This is a genomic window from Facklamia miroungae, assembly GCF_012396555.1.
In the GTDB taxonomy this organism is placed as follows: Bacteria; Bacillota; Bacilli; order Lactobacillales; family Aerococcaceae; genus Facklamia; species Facklamia miroungae.
Genome location: NZ_JAAXPS010000003.1, coordinates 109251 through 124329 on the forward strand (window position 1 = coordinate 109251; position 15079 = coordinate 124329).

Annotated in this window: 18 protein-coding genes; 9 read left to right on the plus strand and 9 right to left on the minus strand. The window is 37.0% G+C overall.

Features of this window, described 5'->3' with window-relative positions; all coding sequences use genetic code 11:
- Positions 1-21: 21 nt before the first annotated feature.
- From HF969_RS04135 to HF969_RS04155, 5 genes are all read right to left on the minus strand, one after another.
- A complete protein-coding gene (locus HF969_RS04135) occupies positions 22-2166 on the minus strand; it encodes a heavy metal translocating P-type ATPase (RefSeq protein ID WP_090289695.1) in 2145 nt (714 codons plus the stop codon).
- The gene (locus tag HF969_RS04140; protein ID WP_090289590.1) at positions 2156-2524 is read right to left on the minus strand and encodes an ArsR/SmtB family transcription factor; all 369 of its coding nucleotides are present in this window, start codon (positions 2522-2524) and stop codon (positions 2156-2158) included. Before HF969_RS04140 ends, HF969_RS04135 begins: the two co-directional genes overlap by 11 nt.
- A 347-nt stretch (positions 2525-2871) precedes the next feature.
- Positions 2872-3651, minus strand: a complete 780-nt coding sequence (locus HF969_RS04145) for an ABC transporter permease (RefSeq protein ID WP_245694810.1) — start codon at positions 3649-3651, stop codon at positions 2872-2874.
- 5 nt (positions 3652-3656) lie between these two features.
- Positions 3657-4442, minus strand: coding sequence for an ABC transporter permease (locus tag HF969_RS04150; RefSeq protein WP_090289589.1), 786 nt, complete (start codon positions 4440-4442; stop codon positions 3657-3659).
- The gene (locus tag HF969_RS04155) at positions 4439-5413 is read right to left on the minus strand and encodes an ABC transporter ATP-binding protein (RefSeq protein WP_090289588.1); all 975 of its coding nucleotides are present in this window, start codon (positions 5411-5413) and stop codon (positions 4439-4441) included. The genes HF969_RS04150 and HF969_RS04155 overlap by 4 nt, the downstream gene beginning before the upstream one ends.
- 176 nt (positions 5414-5589) lie before the next feature.
- On the opposite strand from HF969_RS04155, the gene HF969_RS04160 reads away from it, so the two are divergent.
- From HF969_RS04160 to HF969_RS04180, 5 genes are all read left to right on the plus strand, one after another.
- Positions 5590-6225, plus strand: a complete 636-nt coding sequence (locus tag HF969_RS04160) for an endonuclease III domain-containing protein (protein ID WP_090289587.1) — start codon at positions 5590-5592, stop codon at positions 6223-6225.
- A gap of 85 nt (positions 6226-6310) precedes the next feature.
- Positions 6311-6790, plus strand: coding sequence for a TspO/MBR family protein (locus HF969_RS04165; protein WP_090289586.1), 480 nt, complete (start codon positions 6311-6313; stop codon positions 6788-6790).
- Between the two features lie 15 nt (positions 6791-6805).
- Positions 6806-7180, plus strand: a complete 375-nt coding sequence (locus tag HF969_RS04170; RefSeq protein ID WP_090289585.1) for a TIGR02328 family protein — start codon at positions 6806-6808, stop codon at positions 7178-7180.
- A 122-nt stretch (positions 7181-7302) separates the two neighbouring features.
- Positions 7303-7848 (plus strand): LOG family protein, encoded by a 546-nt coding sequence (locus HF969_RS04175; protein ID WP_090289584.1) that lies wholly within the window; start codon positions 7303-7305, stop codon positions 7846-7848.
- 84 nt (positions 7849-7932) lie between these two features.
- Positions 7933-8550: a DUF5052 family protein gene (locus HF969_RS04180; RefSeq protein ID WP_090289583.1), complete on the plus strand. Its 618-nt coding sequence runs from the start codon at positions 7933-7935 to the stop codon at positions 8548-8550.
- A gap of 57 nt (positions 8551-8607) precedes the next feature.
- Here the strand turns inward: HF969_RS04180 and HF969_RS04185 are convergent, their stop codons facing one another.
- The 4 genes from HF969_RS04185 to HF969_RS04200 all read right to left on the minus strand — a co-directional run bounded on the left by HF969_RS04185 (position 8608) and on the right by HF969_RS04200 (position 11470).
- Positions 8608-9195 (minus strand): pyridoxamine 5'-phosphate oxidase family protein, encoded by a 588-nt coding sequence (locus HF969_RS04185; RefSeq protein WP_090289582.1) that lies wholly within the window; start codon positions 9193-9195, stop codon positions 8608-8610.
- A gap of 90 nt (positions 9196-9285) precedes the next feature.
- The gene (lplA, locus tag HF969_RS04190; RefSeq protein ID WP_090289581.1) at positions 9286-10287 is read right to left on the minus strand and encodes a lipoate--protein ligase; all 1002 of its coding nucleotides are present in this window, start codon (positions 10285-10287) and stop codon (positions 9286-9288) included.
- Between the two features lie 7 nt (positions 10288-10294).
- Positions 10295-11221 carry a lipoyl synthase gene (gene lipA / locus HF969_RS04195; RefSeq protein WP_090289580.1) on the minus strand — a complete coding sequence of 309 codons (927 nt, stop codon included), beginning with the start codon at positions 11219-11221 and terminating at the stop codon, positions 10295-10297.
- Positions 11222-11470, minus strand: a complete 249-nt coding sequence (locus HF969_RS04200) for a biotin/lipoyl-containing protein (protein WP_168427159.1) — start codon at positions 11468-11470, stop codon at positions 11222-11224.
- Between the two features lie 348 nt (positions 11471-11818).
- On the opposite strand from HF969_RS04200, the gene HF969_RS04205 reads away from it, so the two are divergent.
- From HF969_RS04205 to HF969_RS04220, 4 genes are all read left to right on the plus strand, one after another.
- The gene (locus tag HF969_RS04205) at positions 11819-13141 is read left to right on the plus strand and encodes a DUF2254 domain-containing protein (RefSeq protein ID WP_090289578.1); all 1323 of its coding nucleotides are present in this window, start codon (positions 11819-11821) and stop codon (positions 13139-13141) included.
- Positions 13142-13405: 264 nt separating this feature from the next.
- The gene (locus HF969_RS04210; RefSeq protein ID WP_090289577.1) at positions 13406-13723 is read left to right on the plus strand and encodes a PTS sugar transporter subunit IIB; all 318 of its coding nucleotides are present in this window, start codon (positions 13406-13408) and stop codon (positions 13721-13723) included.
- Position 13724: 1 nt separating this feature from the next.
- Entirely contained in the window at positions 13725-14057 is a 333-nt protein-coding gene (locus HF969_RS04215) for a PTS sugar transporter subunit IIA (RefSeq protein ID WP_090289576.1), read from the plus strand.
- A gap of 142 nt (positions 14058-14199) precedes the next feature.
- Positions 14200-15060, plus strand: coding sequence for a hypothetical protein (locus HF969_RS04220; RefSeq protein ID WP_090289575.1), 861 nt, complete (start codon positions 14200-14202; stop codon positions 15058-15060).
- Positions 15061-15079 lie beyond the last annotated feature (19 nt).

The window sequence follows — 15079 nt, forward strand, 5'->3', positions numbered from 1 at the left end:
ACCTTTTGTCCCAGCCCTATTTTATTTAGCCTGATTAAGCGTTCGTAAACTATTGAGGACAGCAAGTATCGTTACTCCTACATCAGCCACGATGGCCATCCACATGGATGAATAGCCTATTGTAGCAAGTATCAAGAAGAGAATCTTAATTCCTAGAGCAAAAATAATGTTCTGACGGGCTATGTGCAAGGCTTTTCGAGCAATTTTAATAGCGCGAGGAAGTTTGGCTAGGGAATCATTCATGATCACAATATCCGCTGATTCAATAGCAGCATCTGAACCCATTCCGCCCATAGCAATTCCTATATCGGCACGGGCCAAGGCAGGAGCATCATTAATTCCGTCGCCGATAAAGGCAACACTGGAAGTATTGTTTTTAGAAGATTGAGTATTTACGCTCTCTATAATAGTCTCCAGTTCTGCCATCTTTTCTTGCGGTAACAAGTTACCTTTTGCCTGATCAATACCCACTAGTTGAGCAATTTCATCAACGGTCGCTTGATTATCACCAGAAAGCAAAATGGTAGATGATATGCCTAATTGATGTAATTCTTTCAGCGCTGATTGAGAATCTGGCTTGATCTGGTCTTTAATGAGAACGTAACCTTGATATTCTTGGTTAATGCTGAGATAAACGACTGTGGCAGCAGTCTTTAATTCTGGCACTTCAATCGTGAATTGATCCATCAAGTCTTTGTTTCCGGCGAGAAGCGTTTTGCCATCTACAATTCCTTTCAACCCTTTACCGCTAATTGTTTCCACTTCTTGGACACGGTCAGGGTCCAAGGTTTGACCATAAGCTTCCTGAATTGAAAGAGCAATCGGATGGTGAGATTGACTTTCTAAGTGAGCCAACATTTCTAAAAATTTCTCATCGCTTAAATGCAAGGATTCCACTTGATCAATAGCAAAGTTACCTTGAGTGATTGTTCCGGTTTTATCTAAAACCAGGGTCTTAACCTTAGTGAGGGTTTCGAGGAAATTGCCACCTTTAACCATGATACCTTCACGTGCTGCTGCGCCGATCCCACCATAGAAACTCATAGGAACAGAAACAACTAAGGCACAAGGACATGAGATAACTAAAAATTGTAAGGCACGGTAAAAGCTTGTTGACAAAGAAATATCACTAAAAAAGATAGGAGGTAAAACGGCCAAAAGAACTGCTAAACCAACCACGACGGGTGTATAGATACGAGCAAATCGAGTAATAAACTTTTCGGTTGGCGCTTTTTTAGATGAAGCATTTTCGACTAAGTCGATAATTTGACTAACAGTTGAATCTTTGAAAGTCTTAGTTACTTTAGCAGTCAGCTGAGAACTTAAGTTGATAGAGCCTGAATAGAGGGTATCGCCTTCTTTTAAACTTTGTGGTAAAGATTCTCCTGTAATCGCTGAATGGTCAACTTGCGATTGACCATTGATAATTTGGCCATCTAAAGGCACTTTATCTCCTACTGCTACGACGAATTCTTGACCTTCGACCAATTCGCGCGGATCAATTTTACTTAAAGACCCATCCGTTTGCTGGATGCGGGCAAAGTCAGGACGAATCGCCATTAAAGATTGAATGGATTGACGGGATTGTTCAACAGCCCGGTCTTGAAACCATTCGCCGATGGAATAAAACAGCATAACAGCAACCGCTTCAGGGTACTCACCAATCGCAAAGGCACCAAGGGTAGCAATCGTCATTAAGAAGTTTTCTTCTAACCAGTCCTTATTTTTAATTTTGTTCCAAGTAGTTTTAAGTACATTCTGACCGATGAATAGATAGGTCAACCCAAAATAGCCAACTAAAAGCCATTCAGAAGAAATATGATTTGTTAAAAAGAATCCTAAGATAAACAAAGGAATGGTAATTAAAATACGCCAACCTTCGCTATCAAGCACGCTTTTACTATTATTATTTTCATCAAGGTCTAGATTTGATTCCTCTTCTAGCTCAAAGAGTGGAACCAGTTTCACCCCTTGTTCGACTTCTTGTACATTTTTCTCCAAGCTTTGAATGAGATTAGGCTCCATCACTTGGTCTGTGTCGATCGTTAATTGTGCTTGTGCGAAGTTAACCGTCACTTTGACTTGATTTAAATTGTTTAAGCGTGTTTCAATTTTTTGAGCACAGTTAGCACAGGACAAGCCTTGCATTTTAAATTTATAAGTCATTATTATCATTTCTTCCTTCCCCTGCATGCTCCAATGCGTTGTTATATAAAATACGCACATGGTCATCAGCAATTGAATAATAAACAACGCGTCCTTCTTTGCGTTTTTTAACTAAATTTAATTTAAATAGATAAGCGAGTTGATGAGAAGTGGCAGACTTTGACATACCAATTAAGTAGCCCAAATCGCAAACACACAACTCTGATTGTAGCAGGTACCATAAAATTTTTGCGCGGGTGGGTTCCGCTAGTGCTTTGAAGAGTTTGATTAGAATTTCAAAATGTTCTGGATTGAGAGGCACTTCTTGAGCTTTCTTAATCGCTTCAGGATGAATCGTATTTTCTTGACAAGTATCCATCGCAAGACCTACTTTCTGTATACAAATAGTAAAAATTATTATTTATAGTTGAATGAACATTCAACTATTACAAGTTAAATATACCACTCGCTATTTTCATTGTCAATGGAGTATAAATAACTATGACAAAGGGGTGCTTAACTATATATAAAAACTGACTCCTAAATGAATAGAAGTCAGGTAGAAAGAGTAAACGATTAAAAAATAAATAAGTAAAATAGTATATAGATTGAGGGCCTTTGAGTAGACGTTAGTGAGTTGAATTGACTGTTTTAAAAGGAAGTTTAATAAAGTAGAGGTTAGTTTATGAATCTTATTTATCATTTCATTGAAATAGGATTCTTTGACTAAGAGCCGGTTGACTGATAATGATACAAGCCAAATCGCCAAACACCATAAACAGGTATAGCAAAAACTAGACTCAAAAAAGTAAATAGAGCTAATCGCCAATCATTACTCTTACCTACTAAATATAAAAAGGGATAATACTGGACCAAAGCCAGAGGGAGAATAAAGGTTAGAAACTTTAATATCTTCTTTCCATAAATAGAGAAGGGATATTGACCAAATTCACGTCCGCCATCTGTAAAAATATTCATAATCTCTAATCCTTGAATGGTAAAAAAAGAAAGGCTTGCTGAAAGAAAATATAATAAGGAAAATAACAAGCTGGCTGTTAAGATCATTATGAATAAAGTAGCAATCTTATTCCACGACCATACCATCTTGCCTCTTTCAATGACGAAAACTAGTAGTAAGGCTGCTTGGATTAAGCGTCCTATACGTGAAAACTCAAATTTTGATCCAATAACTTGGAGTAAGGGGCTTTGGGGGCGAGTGAGGACACGATCAAATTCACCATTAGCAATCATCTGAGGAAAAGAATCGAATCCCCTGGCTAGCATTTCAGCTAAGGCGGCCGCAAAAGTGAAAATTCCAGCACATAAAAGCACTTCATCTTTTGAAAACCCTTGTACGCTGTGAAATCTTTCTAACATAAAATAAATGCCTAGTACAGAGACAAAGGTTGCTAAGAATTGCCCCATAATTAATAACAACATAGAAACAGGGTATTGCCATTGAGCCTGCCAATTGAGTTTAAAATAATGACGTAAAATTTTAAACACTGCATTTAACCTCCTTGAATAACGAATTTAGATAGAGCATGTTGCATCAGCCACCAACCGGCCACCAACAGAAGAATCAGCCAAAAAGCTTGAGGAATGATAATATTCCAAGAACTAATGTCTAGAGAATAGACTCTAAGAGGAATGTTTTGCATATAGGCGAAGGGTGTCCAATGGATAAAGGTTTGTAAAGGCTGGGGTAAAAAGGGTAATGGAATGATTGCTCCGGTTAGAAATTCCCCGATCGTAGCAACAATCACTCGAATTCCCACGTCCGTTAAGAAATAAAAGACACTAATATAGACTAACATTAAGAAGGCAATGATTAATAAAGTAGACAGAATCATCGTCACTATAAAAAGTAGGAGGTGGTTTGGCGGCAAAAGCTTATAAGGTTCTGGCAGAAAGCTTGCTACAATTATCATTGGCAAACACCGTAATAAAGTGCGAGCAATTCGCATGGCAAGGTTAGAAATAAACCAATGGGGATAGAGACCGAGAGGACGCGTCAATTGATAGGCAACATTGCCTGAAATGATTTCTTCGAAGATAGTACGGTCATAAATCCATAAAGCAAACAAATTAAGACCGGCTTGTTGGATCCATATATAAGCGCAGACTTGTTCAAAAGTCATAGGTTGATTTTGTGCGTTGGTTTGATAAAAAGATTCGAACATTTTGATGAGAAGTAGTCCCCAAGCAAATTGGGTAAGAATACCTGCCAAAGCAGCCGTTCGATATTGTATGGCTGATTGAAATTGAATGCGAAATATTGCGCTATAAGTTTTCATAATTGATACTCCCGATAAAGCTGGATTACTAGGTGATCAAGATTAGTAGCATGAGGGCTTATAGATTGTAAATCAAGATTTTGATTTAATAAAGCAATAAATTCATTTTTGGATAGAAGATCCGAATCAAAAGATAATAAAGCTTCTGATTCAGTCGCTTGATAAATTTGAATACCCGGGTGATGAGGTAGTCTTCCTTTATTAAATTCAATGTTCCAAATCTGTTTTTGTTGATTTTTGTTCTTTAATTCCTCCAGGGAACCGTCGAGCAGTATTTTTCCTTGACCAATCAATATAATCCGTGAAGAGAGTGCTTCAATATCTTGCATGTCATGCGTGGTTAAAATAACTGTTGTCTGTTCTTCTTGATTAAGATCGATAATGAATTTTCGAACAGCTAATTTAGAAACTGCATCTAAACCAATAGTAGGTTCATCTAGAAATAGAATGGCTGGCTGATGAATTAAAGCAGCGGCAATTTCACACCGCATTCTTTGGCCTAAACTGAGTTGTCTAACGGGAGTATCCAGTAAGTTTTCGATAGCTAAAGCATATGCTAACTTATCAATTTGTTGATGATAACGCTGTGGATCCACACGGTAAAGGTCACGGATCAGGTCAAAAGAATTCTTAACTGGTAAATCCCACCATAGTTGAGAACGTTGTCCAAAAACGACGCCGATATTTCTAACATGGTCGATCCTGTTTTTCCAAGGCGTTAGGCCCATTATTTGGCACTCACCAGTATCTGGATGGAGGATACCTGATAGGATTTTAAGTGTGGTACTTTTACCAGCTCCGTTTGGGCCAATATAGCCTATCATTTCGCCTTTTTTAACATTAAAAGATACTTGGTCTAATGCCTGGTAGTATTCAGTCTCTCTCTTTAAATAAGATAAACCAGGCATTGAGGAGTGTTTTTTTCGTTTGGCTATTTTAAATTGTTTTGAAATGTTTTCAACCTGAATCATCTAATCTCTCCTAAGTTTTTTGATTATTTGAATTATATAGCTAGCGAACTAAAGAAGTAAAATTGAGCCTGTGAATTGTATAACAAGAAGCCTTTCAAGTCAACGAAGAGAAGGTTTTCAATCATAATCTGTTAATAAAGATGATATAATAGGTAAAAGTGGAAAGGGGTGGATCAATGACTTCTGTTTCCATCGAAAAATTGTATACTTATCTTCTGCAAGAAATGGGTCCCAGTGGTTGGTGGCCGGGGGATTCTAAATTAGAAATCATTTTAGGTGCTATTCTGGTTCAAAATACCAACTGGTCGAATGTTGATAAAGCCTTAACTCAATTACAGCTGGCGACTGGGTTTGATCCGCAAAGGATTCTAAGGTTGGAAAGTAGTCAGTTAGAACAGCTGATTTATTCAGCGGGTTTTTATAAAAATAAAGCCCTAGCTATCCAAGCCGTTTTGAATTGGTTCCAAGAACACCAGTGGAAGTATAGCCATATAGTAGAAAAATACGGATCTGATTTAAGAATAGAATTACTTAAGCTTCGAGGTATCGGCCAAGAAACGGCTGATGTCTTCTTAGTCTATATTTTTGACCAAGTCGCCTTTATTTCAGATGCATACGCTCGCAAGTTGTTTTCTTATATCGATCAAAAAGACTATAAAAGCTATCAGCAATTACATGCAGTCGTGCAAATGCCTGAATCATTCACTTATCTTCAAGCTCAAGACCTGCATGGACTGATTGATGAATTTGGTAAAAATTATTTAAAGGATCCTGTTAGGATGGAACGGATAGCTGGAGAGGTGAAGAAATAGTTACTGTATTTTTATGATCGATGCTAAAGCATTTTAGTCGGAGACGAAGGGCTGTTAACTTATAATTTGAAAAAGGAGTGGTTTGATGAAAATTAAAAATTGGTTACTTGTAGGAGCTCCATTGGTCGGTGGAACATTTATTGGTCGTTTAACGGCCGATAATGCCAAAGCAGACTATGAAAAGTACAAACAGCCCCCATTTGCACCTCCCAAAGAGACTTTTGGCATTGTTTGGCCATTATTATATACCATGATGGGGATTGCCCGAATACTCATTGATGAAAGTAAAGAAAAAGACGAAGCCATTATTGCCTATCGAACGCAATTAGGCCTTAATTATCTTTGGTCACTCTTATACTTTAAGTATAAATATCGCGGCACCGCTTTAATTGAAAGCTTTTGTTTATTCACAGCTGTTCTAGTCACAGCCATTAAATTTTATCAAAAGAACACTTGGGCGGGATTACTCTTATTGCCCTATGTAATTTGGTCGGCTTTTGCTTCTTATCTTAATGGAGCTACTTGGTTCTTAAATCGAGATCAAGCGTCTTATTCCAATGAATAAATTAGGAGGAAAATAATGCGATTATGGCATGAAGATTTGATTCCCTTATTACCTCGACAGCAACTCTTAGGACAACATCGAGAATGTTGTGCTCTAAGAGGAAAGGGATGGGGCAAGCCGCATTCTACTATAAACTATATTTTTAATTATCATCCCTATAAACTTTACCAATACCATGTTTTAGTAATGGAAGAAATGATAGCCAGAGGGTATCAGCCGGATAGCCTCTGGCTAGATCCCAAATACCGTGGCAAATCAGCTCCGTCTTATAAGGATTTAGAAGAACGCTCATTAGATTATCCCATTTATCCAGAACATGATGAAGCATATCTTCAAGCATGTTTACTTAATTTAAAGAATAAGGGGATTGCTATTCAAATAAATAATTAATAGGCCCTTCCTCAAAAGAAATTAATTTTCTTTTGAGGATTATTCTATTTAAAGGGTTAAGACCAACTACCCATTAGCAGAAAAATAATCTACAATAATAAAGTGAAAAAAGGAGGTTGGATATGAAAATAGCAGTTTATTGCGGTGCTTCACATGGTAATCGCACAGTTTACACACAAGCGGCAATCGCTTTTGGAGAGTGGATAGCAACAAATAACTACGAATTGATATACGGTGGAGGAAAAGTTGGATTGATGGGAGATATCGCCAATTCAGTCCTTAGTCATGGTGGCAAAGTGACAGGTGTTATGCCTCAATTTTTATTGGATCGTGAGATAGCTCATCAGGGTTTGAGTGATTTAGTTGTTGTGGAAAGCATGGCTCAACGCAAGCAAAAAATGTTGGACTTATCAGATGTTTGTGTGGCGCTTCCAGGTGGACCCGGGACATTGGAGGAAATTGTGGAAGCCATCTCTTGGAGTCGGGTGGGTCAAAACACGAATCCCTGTATATTCATGAATGTTAATGGTTATTACAATGGACTACAAAAAGTTTACCAACAAATGGTTGAAGAAGGATTTCTCTTAACGGAAGATTATAAGCAAATTGGTTTTCTAACCAATCCCGAGCAAATTGAAGGATTCATTAAAAACGAATCACGATTGTAAATAAGTGAAAATCAGCCTCTAGTACAAGTCGCTTAGTAACTGATTCTGGTAGAATAGATATACTATTAAGAAAAGGAGACTAAAATGAAAAACAAACACACTTTTAAATTATCTATCCTATTAATAATGGTTTTAGTTTTGACTGGCTGTCAGGCTATAAGTGAATTTGTTTCTGGCTTTAAACAAGATTTTATTGGTTTGACTATGACCGTCCAAACTTATGATGAGCAAGCCCAGATCATTGATTCTATGACGGGAAAATCAGTTTCAATTGAACGAGATGAAGAGTTCGATTCACAAACAGCTGAAGGCTCAACCAAAGCTGACTCACAGGTCTTAGATATTCAAATTGGTGGGCACACGATGACTCATGTAGGATCATCTTTGATTGCTGCTGAGAAGGGGTTAAATGACTTGACGATGGAGGTAGATAATCGCGTTGAACTTTATGATACGAGATCGAACCTTCCATTCATTTCGCGCTTACAGGACAATTTAGGTCAAACCTTTTTTGGTAAAAAGAAGACGATTATGGTGCGAAGCCAAAACGGAACACCTTTAGCCGTTTATTCAGGGAATAAGGTCTCCTATTTTAAAACGGATGTGCCTAAGTCGACAGGACTCATAATAGATGGCAAGTATCTCTTTATTTACCGTTGTGATTACACGATCTATGACAATGAGTTACTCGAAAATAGTTAGTTATTTAAAGCGATTTTTGAAAATAAAAAAGAGGCGGACGTCAGTCACAGCCTCTTTTTAAACTTTCCATCCTCGGGCATGTTTCATTTCTTGCCCTTGATCATCGTATTTCTTTCTTTTGCTCGAAAGGTGCTCTATTTCGATAGCATAGACTTGAACATAATCGAAAGCTGTGTCAATGGCTTTATCAACTAGTGAATAATGTTTAGGGACATATTTTTTGGCGATCAGACGTAAGGCCTTGCGCAACTCTTTTTCGTTAGTAACTTTGCGAATTTTACCATAGATAATGGCCGATTCAAATTCAGTAGTAAAAACAGTACGGGCTAAAGTGCCCCAAGCAGTGGGATCAGCAGCAATCGTTTCGATTTCGCTTTCGCTATATAGATTTGGAACCTGAACCTGTCCAACAAAAGTGACACAGACAGCCATACCGTCTTCAAGTAAATCAACCTTTTTACCGGCTCTTGCACTATGAAAATAGAGGGTTTGATTGTGGCGTATCATTGACAAAGGAATTGCATAAGGATAGGGTTGATCGGGCATACTTAGTACACCGTATTGAGCTTGATCGATAACTTTTTCAGCAAAATCATTGGGCATGGCACGGTCTTGACGGCGCATGGCTTGATGGATATCAGACATTTGAGACCTTCTTTCTATGGAGGTAGAGGATAAAAGCGACTTCTAAAAGAAAACATCAGGGGTTTAGACCTGATGTTTTCTATTGATAGCTTATAAGTCTTTGAATAGAGTGTCAATAATTTGTTGATTACTGATGTTGTGAATTAAATCTTGCGGATAGTTATCATTAAAATGGTCTTGCATGGTTTTTTTATTAAAGCTAATCCCTTTTACAGAATGCTCAAAATCCCTTAAATCGTGCGTGCTAAAGAAGTCTCCTTCAAAAAGGAGTGATTGAATGACACCTTTTTCCACTTTGCAGTGAAGTTTGAGGAGACCTCCGGGGAATACGGATTCATTAACTAAAGAAAACGCTGGATTACGGCCGAAGACCCACTCCCAGGACTCAAATTTTTCTTTTTTAAGTTTTTGAACGGCTAGTTCGTCTGCTTCACTAAGGTAGAAAGAGTTAGGCTGATCTCCTACTATTTGTTTAATCAAAGCTTCTTTAAAAGACAAGGCTGTCCAATCTTCTGGGCAATTGTTTTTGATATTAGTGGTTCGGTCTTTCACAGATTTGATCCCTTTGGAAATTAATTTATGTTTAGCTGGATTGAGATAGTTTGCCATGGCTGTCAAGTCAGTCTCAAATAAAAGTGATCCATGATGCAGAATGGAATCTCCTTTAAAACATTGTGCATTGCCGGAAATCTTTTTACCATGAATCGTTAAATCATTGCGGCTATTCATTTCAGCAGGGATTTTTAAACTTTGCAATGCCTGAATGATGGATTGCATGAAGCGTTCAAAATTAATTGCTTCATGCCGCTTGTCGCTTTGAGGACGAGGTGTGATAAAACTAAATTGCCACCCACCTCGATCGGTAAAGATGGTACCACCCCCCGTATTGCGACGAGTGATCATTACTTTGTTTTTTTCAAGCTCGGGTAAATTTAATTCAACATAAGCATTTTGATAATTCCCCAGCATAACAGTGAATTCAGTTTGCCAGATCATGAAGAGATCTTCTTTTAACTCTTTTTGAGTCATTAAATATTCCTCTAGGGCAAAATAGTAGTTAGCATCGAGTGAATCAGTAGCTAAATATAACATGCGATCTTTAAGCTTTCTCTTGGGCTATTTGAGCAATCAAGCTGTTTTCGGCGTCAAAATGCTTGTTCACCCCAACTGCATCTAGGGATTCATGGGCTTTATAAGAACTTCTAACTTGTGGGCCAGAAGCGACAAATTTGAAACCTTTTTTCATTCCCATTTTATTGTATCTACCAAATTGTTCAAGCGAAATATATTCTTCTAGTTTGTAATGCTTAGGGGAAGGCTGAAGGTATTGTCCAATTGTAAAGAAATCTACGCCTACCGCTAAACTATCATCCATAGCGTGAGCAACCTCTTCTTCAGTTTCACCTAAGCCTAGCATTATCCCTGTCTTTGTATAGATATGGGGTGCTTGTTTTTTAATATATTTTAAAACGTCAAGAGAACGTTCATAGGTAGCGCGGTGACGAATTCTTGGAGATAAACGCTCTACCGTTTCGATATTATGATTAATAATTTCAGGATTTGCTTCAATAACAAGGTCAAGACTTTCTTTGTTACCTAGGAAATCTGGTATAAGCACCTCGATCGTTGTGTCTGGGCATTTTTCTTTAACAGCACGAATTGTGCGAGCAAATTGTTCAGCTCCACCATCTTCTAAATCATCACGTGCCACACTGGTCACTACCACATGGCGAAGCCCCAGTGTTTTACAAGCATCGGCTAAGTTTTCAGGCTCCTTGTCATTCACTTCTTCCATATTGCCTGTCAGAATATCACAAAAACGACAAGCTCTTGAGCAATGGCTACCAAGGATCATGAAGGTGGCTGTACCATTTTTGTAGCACTCACCTAGGTTAGGACAGGTTGCTTCAGCACAAACAGTATTCAGCTGTAAACTAGAAAGTAAGTGGTTAACTTGATCGACGGATTCATTGTCAAAGCGGATACGTGGTTTTACTTGGGTAGATGAAGAGGCGTTAATTTTCATTTAAACTTCCTCACTTTCTTCGATTGTAGCAATTAAATCGCCAGCATTAACTTCGTCACCTAGCTCGCGATGAACAGCTATAATCTTTCCTGTAAAAGGCGATTCAATCTCGTGAACAGCTTTATCTGTTTCCACAGAATACAATACTTCACCTTTTTGAATAGTCTGACCAATTTCAGTCGTCCACTCAATTATAACCCCTGACAATACTTTTGAACTTAATTTTGGAAATACGATTTCTTTTTTCAAAATGAATCCTCCAATCATTAATTTAAAGTTATTTCCTAGGAAATCTCTATGCTCCATTGTAGACATTTAATTAAGAATGTTCAATACTTTTCACAAAAAATTAATGCAATTCTCGTTCTTTGACACAAGTGTAAAACGCCTATATGAAAGCTTCTAGATGTATAAAAATTAGAAGATCGTGAAATATCAAATAAGCGCTTCCTTTAAGATTGTGATAAAATTCTCAAACGAATGACTTGCTTAATTAAATGTATAGGGAAAAATATTGAAGATATTGATGACTTGTAGAATAATAAAGAATGTCCTATTCTTAAAAATAAGGATAGACATAGATGAGGAAGTGTAAGTATGATTGAGAGTTTAAAATTATATTTTGAAGATCAAAAATCGTGGTGGGTTTTTCTATATAATGTTATTTTCGCCTTTGTTTTAGCAGTATTTGTCATGTTGATGGATAGTCGTTATTGGGGAGATCTAGATGCCTTGCCGAGTGTAATGCTGACAAGTCAAAATTTTGCTCAAATGATCTTAAGTTCTCTAGCAGGGTCGCTCTTTGCAGTTGCAACATTTACTTTTGCGACTATGTTAAGTGTAATGTCCTATTATGCTTCCAGCTTTGGGCCAAGAACAATTGAGAATTTTCTGTTTCGTAAAGTATCCACTCAAACATTAGGCATATACTTGGGAGGGTTTGTGTATTGCCTGGTTTCCTTGTTCTTTATGCGAGAGTCGGCAGACGAGTATTTAATTTTGTCAGGGACCGTTGCCTTGATGTATGGACTGGCGAGTGTCTTATTTTTCATTCGGTTTGTCTATGATATTTCACAATCAGTTCAACACAACCAAGTAATTAAGGGGCTTTTTCAAAGAGCTTCGAAAATTATTTCTCAAAATAAGCAGTTTTTTCAAGAAGCAGAATTTGTCAATCAATTACCTTCTATTCAAGGTGGAGCGAGTCAAAGTGTTTATTCATTGAAGAAGGGGTACCTCGATTTCGTGGATATAGATCGCCTATACGATTTATCTAAAGAATGCCATTGCTTGATCATTCTGAAAGTAAGAAATGGCGATTTTGTCGGTGAAGGAGCCGTTTTAGCCGAGGTATATTCGCCAAAAAAACAAAAAGAGTGGGAACAATTCCAAGAAAAGCTCAATCGTTGCTTTATTTTTCAACACGAACCTTCTTCCATGTATAATCCTGATTTTGCACTATCTAAATTGACCGATATTGCTTTACGGAGTGCTTCTCCTTCCATTAACGATCCAAATACAATCAGTCACGTCTTTCGCTATCAATCAATATTACTAGGAGAGTTGGGTCAGGCACCCGCTAGATATGCCGTTTATACTGATAAGGTAGAGCTTTCTTCTTCTCAGAAAATAGAAGTGGGCGTTTGCTATGATTTTTGTCCTTTTCAAAAGATTTTGTTTCAAAATTTTGGTCAATTGGTTCAATACATCGCTAGAGATGCCTATTTGATCAGAGATCTCTATGAAGCTTTATACTTTATAGGACTCAATTCTTCGCACAGACATCAAGAAGTGATTAAAGAGTTTGTCAATTATTTAACAGATAAGATAACCCGTCACTTTACTTCTGAATATGATCAGAGAATGTTTCAGGAAGTGACAGAACGGATTGCTATGTTAAGACATACTACTGAGGATTAATTAGAGGTGTAAAATAAAGTTGTATCGTGTTAAACTGTTTCTGTGAAGACATTTTAATTTATATAAAGACGCTTCATTCACACTGAGATGTTACTGACTATCATTAGTTTAAATTCGTTTTATTCAAGTCCTATTAGTATTTGGATTAATAAGAGTATCGAAGCAGACAAAAAAGTACAAAGCCATTGAAAACGCTTAAATAATCAGTTAATATGTATGCTATAGAGTGAAATTATAGTTATTTATAATAATGGAGGGTGACTAATGAGTAAAAAAACAATTATGTTGGTATGTGGTACAGGAATGTCTACAACCATGTTGGTTAACAAAATGAATAACATCGTGAAATCAGAAGGATTAGATTATGACATTATATCTTCTTCAATTCAAGAGATGGAAGATTATGTTAATAAGCAAAATATTGATGTCCTCTTATTAGGGCCACAAGTTTCCTACTTGTCAGAAGGCTTGTCGAAGCAATATGCGCCTAAAAAAATTGTGGTTGATAGTATTGATAAAAACGATTATGGCTTAGCTAACGGAAAAAAAGTTCTTGCCCACGCCGAATCACTTTTAGATTAATATGAGAACAGAAGAAGTACAAGAAATTGCCATGTTAATGATTGCTAATGGTGGGGATGCACGGAGTCAGTCTATGGAAGCGATACGGTTTGCTAAACAAGGTGACTTTGATCTAGCTCAGCAGAAATTTGCGCTAGCCAAGGAATCAATCTTGACTGCTCATCAACTACAAACCAAACTTTTAGTGGGTGAAGCTCAAGGAAAAAGCTCGGAATTATCCTTACTAATGATTCATGCTCAAGACCATTTAATGAATGCAATGACAGTCAATGATATGGCTAAAGAAATCGTCGATTTGTATCAATTAATCAAGCCGGTTCATAGAGAAATTTAATAAAAATTAACGAATCCCTCTTTTTAATAAAGAAGAGGGATCTTTTACACTTCCAAACATCAGAATATCCGGATTGTTGTATTGAAGAGAGGAGCTTTAATTGTTAAAATAAGCTTAAAAATGAAGTATAAGGAGTGGTTATATGTTGTCAGACTCAGTCAAAAAGCTAAAACAAAATTATGGTTTTTTTATAGGTGTTTTGTTAATAACATTAGTTGGAACATTTATTATAAATTGGATTTTAGGAATGTTAAATCCCGCTAACAATACAACGGAAGAAATAGTAGGGATGATTAATCCTGCCATGTCACCGGATCAGATGATGAATTTAACCAGCGATATGTTAGCTAGCAAGTATACCGGTTGGGGGGGAGTTATTACACTTATCACAATGATTCTAACTAGCTTTTTGAGCATTATGCAGCGACGTGCTTTTTTTCAAAAATTAAATTTTCCTGAAATGCGAATTGCTGATTCAGCTTTCTTTCATACATCACCCTTAAAAATAATCACCCTTCCGGTGAAATCTTTCTTTGCTACTTTACTAGCAAGTATTGCACAAATTCTTATAATTGGAATCATTGCTTTTATTCTGTTTTCGCAACTAATGGAAAAAGGTTCGGGTGTACTTTTTGGAGGAGCAATCCTTCTGGGTTTGATTTATTTGATTATGGAAGTCTTTTTTGTTCCAATTGGGTACTTGATTGCTTATGATGTAGATGGTAAATATAACTTCTGGTCAACTTTCACAAAAAGTCTTAGTATTGGTAAACGCCACTTTGGTCGTATTGTAAAAACTATATTTGTGAGATTTATTATAGTTTTAGTGCTTATAATTTTACCTCTATTATCAATCTTCTTCACATCCGACGGACTAGGTCCACTCGTTGCTGGTGGTTTAACTGGATTATTGGCTCTTCTTGCTTTTATTTTTTGGATCGGACCACTAGTCGAAGTTTACTTAATTAACACTTTGAATAAAATTTTTGAATTGGAATATTAAGTGAAAAAGCTTAAGGAGA

What these genes read in the sequence shown, in the direction of transcription:
- HF969_RS04135 (WP_090289695.1), bottom strand. Translation starts at nt 2,166, where the DNA reads ATGACTTATAAATTTAAAATGCAAGGCTTGTCCTGTGCTAACTGTGCT.
- HF969_RS04140 (WP_090289590.1), bottom strand. Translation starts at nt 2,524, where the DNA reads ATGGATACTTGTCAAGAAAATACGATTCATCCTGAAGCGATTAAGAAA.
- HF969_RS04150 (WP_090289589.1), bottom strand. Translation starts at nt 4,442, where the DNA reads ATGAAAACTTATAGCGCAATATTTCGCATTCAATTTCAATCAGCCATA.
- HF969_RS04155 (WP_090289588.1), bottom strand. Translation starts at nt 5,413, where the DNA reads ATGATTCAGGTTGAAAACATTTCAAAACAATTTAAAATAGCCAAACGA.
- HF969_RS04160 (WP_090289587.1), top strand. Translation starts at nt 5,590, where the DNA reads ATGACTTCTGTTTCCATCGAAAAATTGTATACTTATCTTCTGCAAGAA.
- HF969_RS04165 (WP_090289586.1), top strand. Translation starts at nt 6,311, where the DNA reads ATGAAAATTAAAAATTGGTTACTTGTAGGAGCTCCATTGGTCGGTGGA.
- HF969_RS04170 (WP_090289585.1), top strand. Translation starts at nt 6,806, where the DNA reads ATGCGATTATGGCATGAAGATTTGATTCCCTTATTACCTCGACAGCAA.
- HF969_RS04175 (WP_090289584.1), top strand. Translation starts at nt 7,303, where the DNA reads ATGAAAATAGCAGTTTATTGCGGTGCTTCACATGGTAATCGCACAGTT.
- HF969_RS04180 (WP_090289583.1), top strand. Translation starts at nt 7,933, where the DNA reads ATGAAAAACAAACACACTTTTAAATTATCTATCCTATTAATAATGGTT.
- HF969_RS04185 (WP_090289582.1), bottom strand. Translation starts at nt 9,195, where the DNA reads ATGTCTGATATCCATCAAGCCATGCGCCGTCAAGACCGTGCCATGCCC.
- lplA (WP_090289581.1), bottom strand. Translation starts at nt 10,287, where the DNA reads ATGTTATATTTAGCTACTGATTCACTCGATGCTAACTACTATTTTGCC.
- lipA (WP_090289580.1), bottom strand. Translation starts at nt 11,221, where the DNA reads ATGAAAATTAACGCCTCTTCATCTACCCAAGTAAAACCACGTATCCGC.
- HF969_RS04205 (WP_090289578.1), top strand. Translation starts at nt 11,819, where the DNA reads ATGATTGAGAGTTTAAAATTATATTTTGAAGATCAAAAATCGTGGTGG.
- HF969_RS04210 (WP_090289577.1), top strand. Translation starts at nt 13,406, where the DNA reads ATGAGTAAAAAAACAATTATGTTGGTATGTGGTACAGGAATGTCTACA.
- HF969_RS04215 (WP_090289576.1), top strand. Translation starts at nt 13,725, where the DNA reads ATGAGAACAGAAGAAGTACAAGAAATTGCCATGTTAATGATTGCTAAT.
- HF969_RS04220 (WP_090289575.1), top strand. Translation starts at nt 14,200, where the DNA reads ATGTTGTCAGACTCAGTCAAAAAGCTAAAACAAAATTATGGTTTTTTT.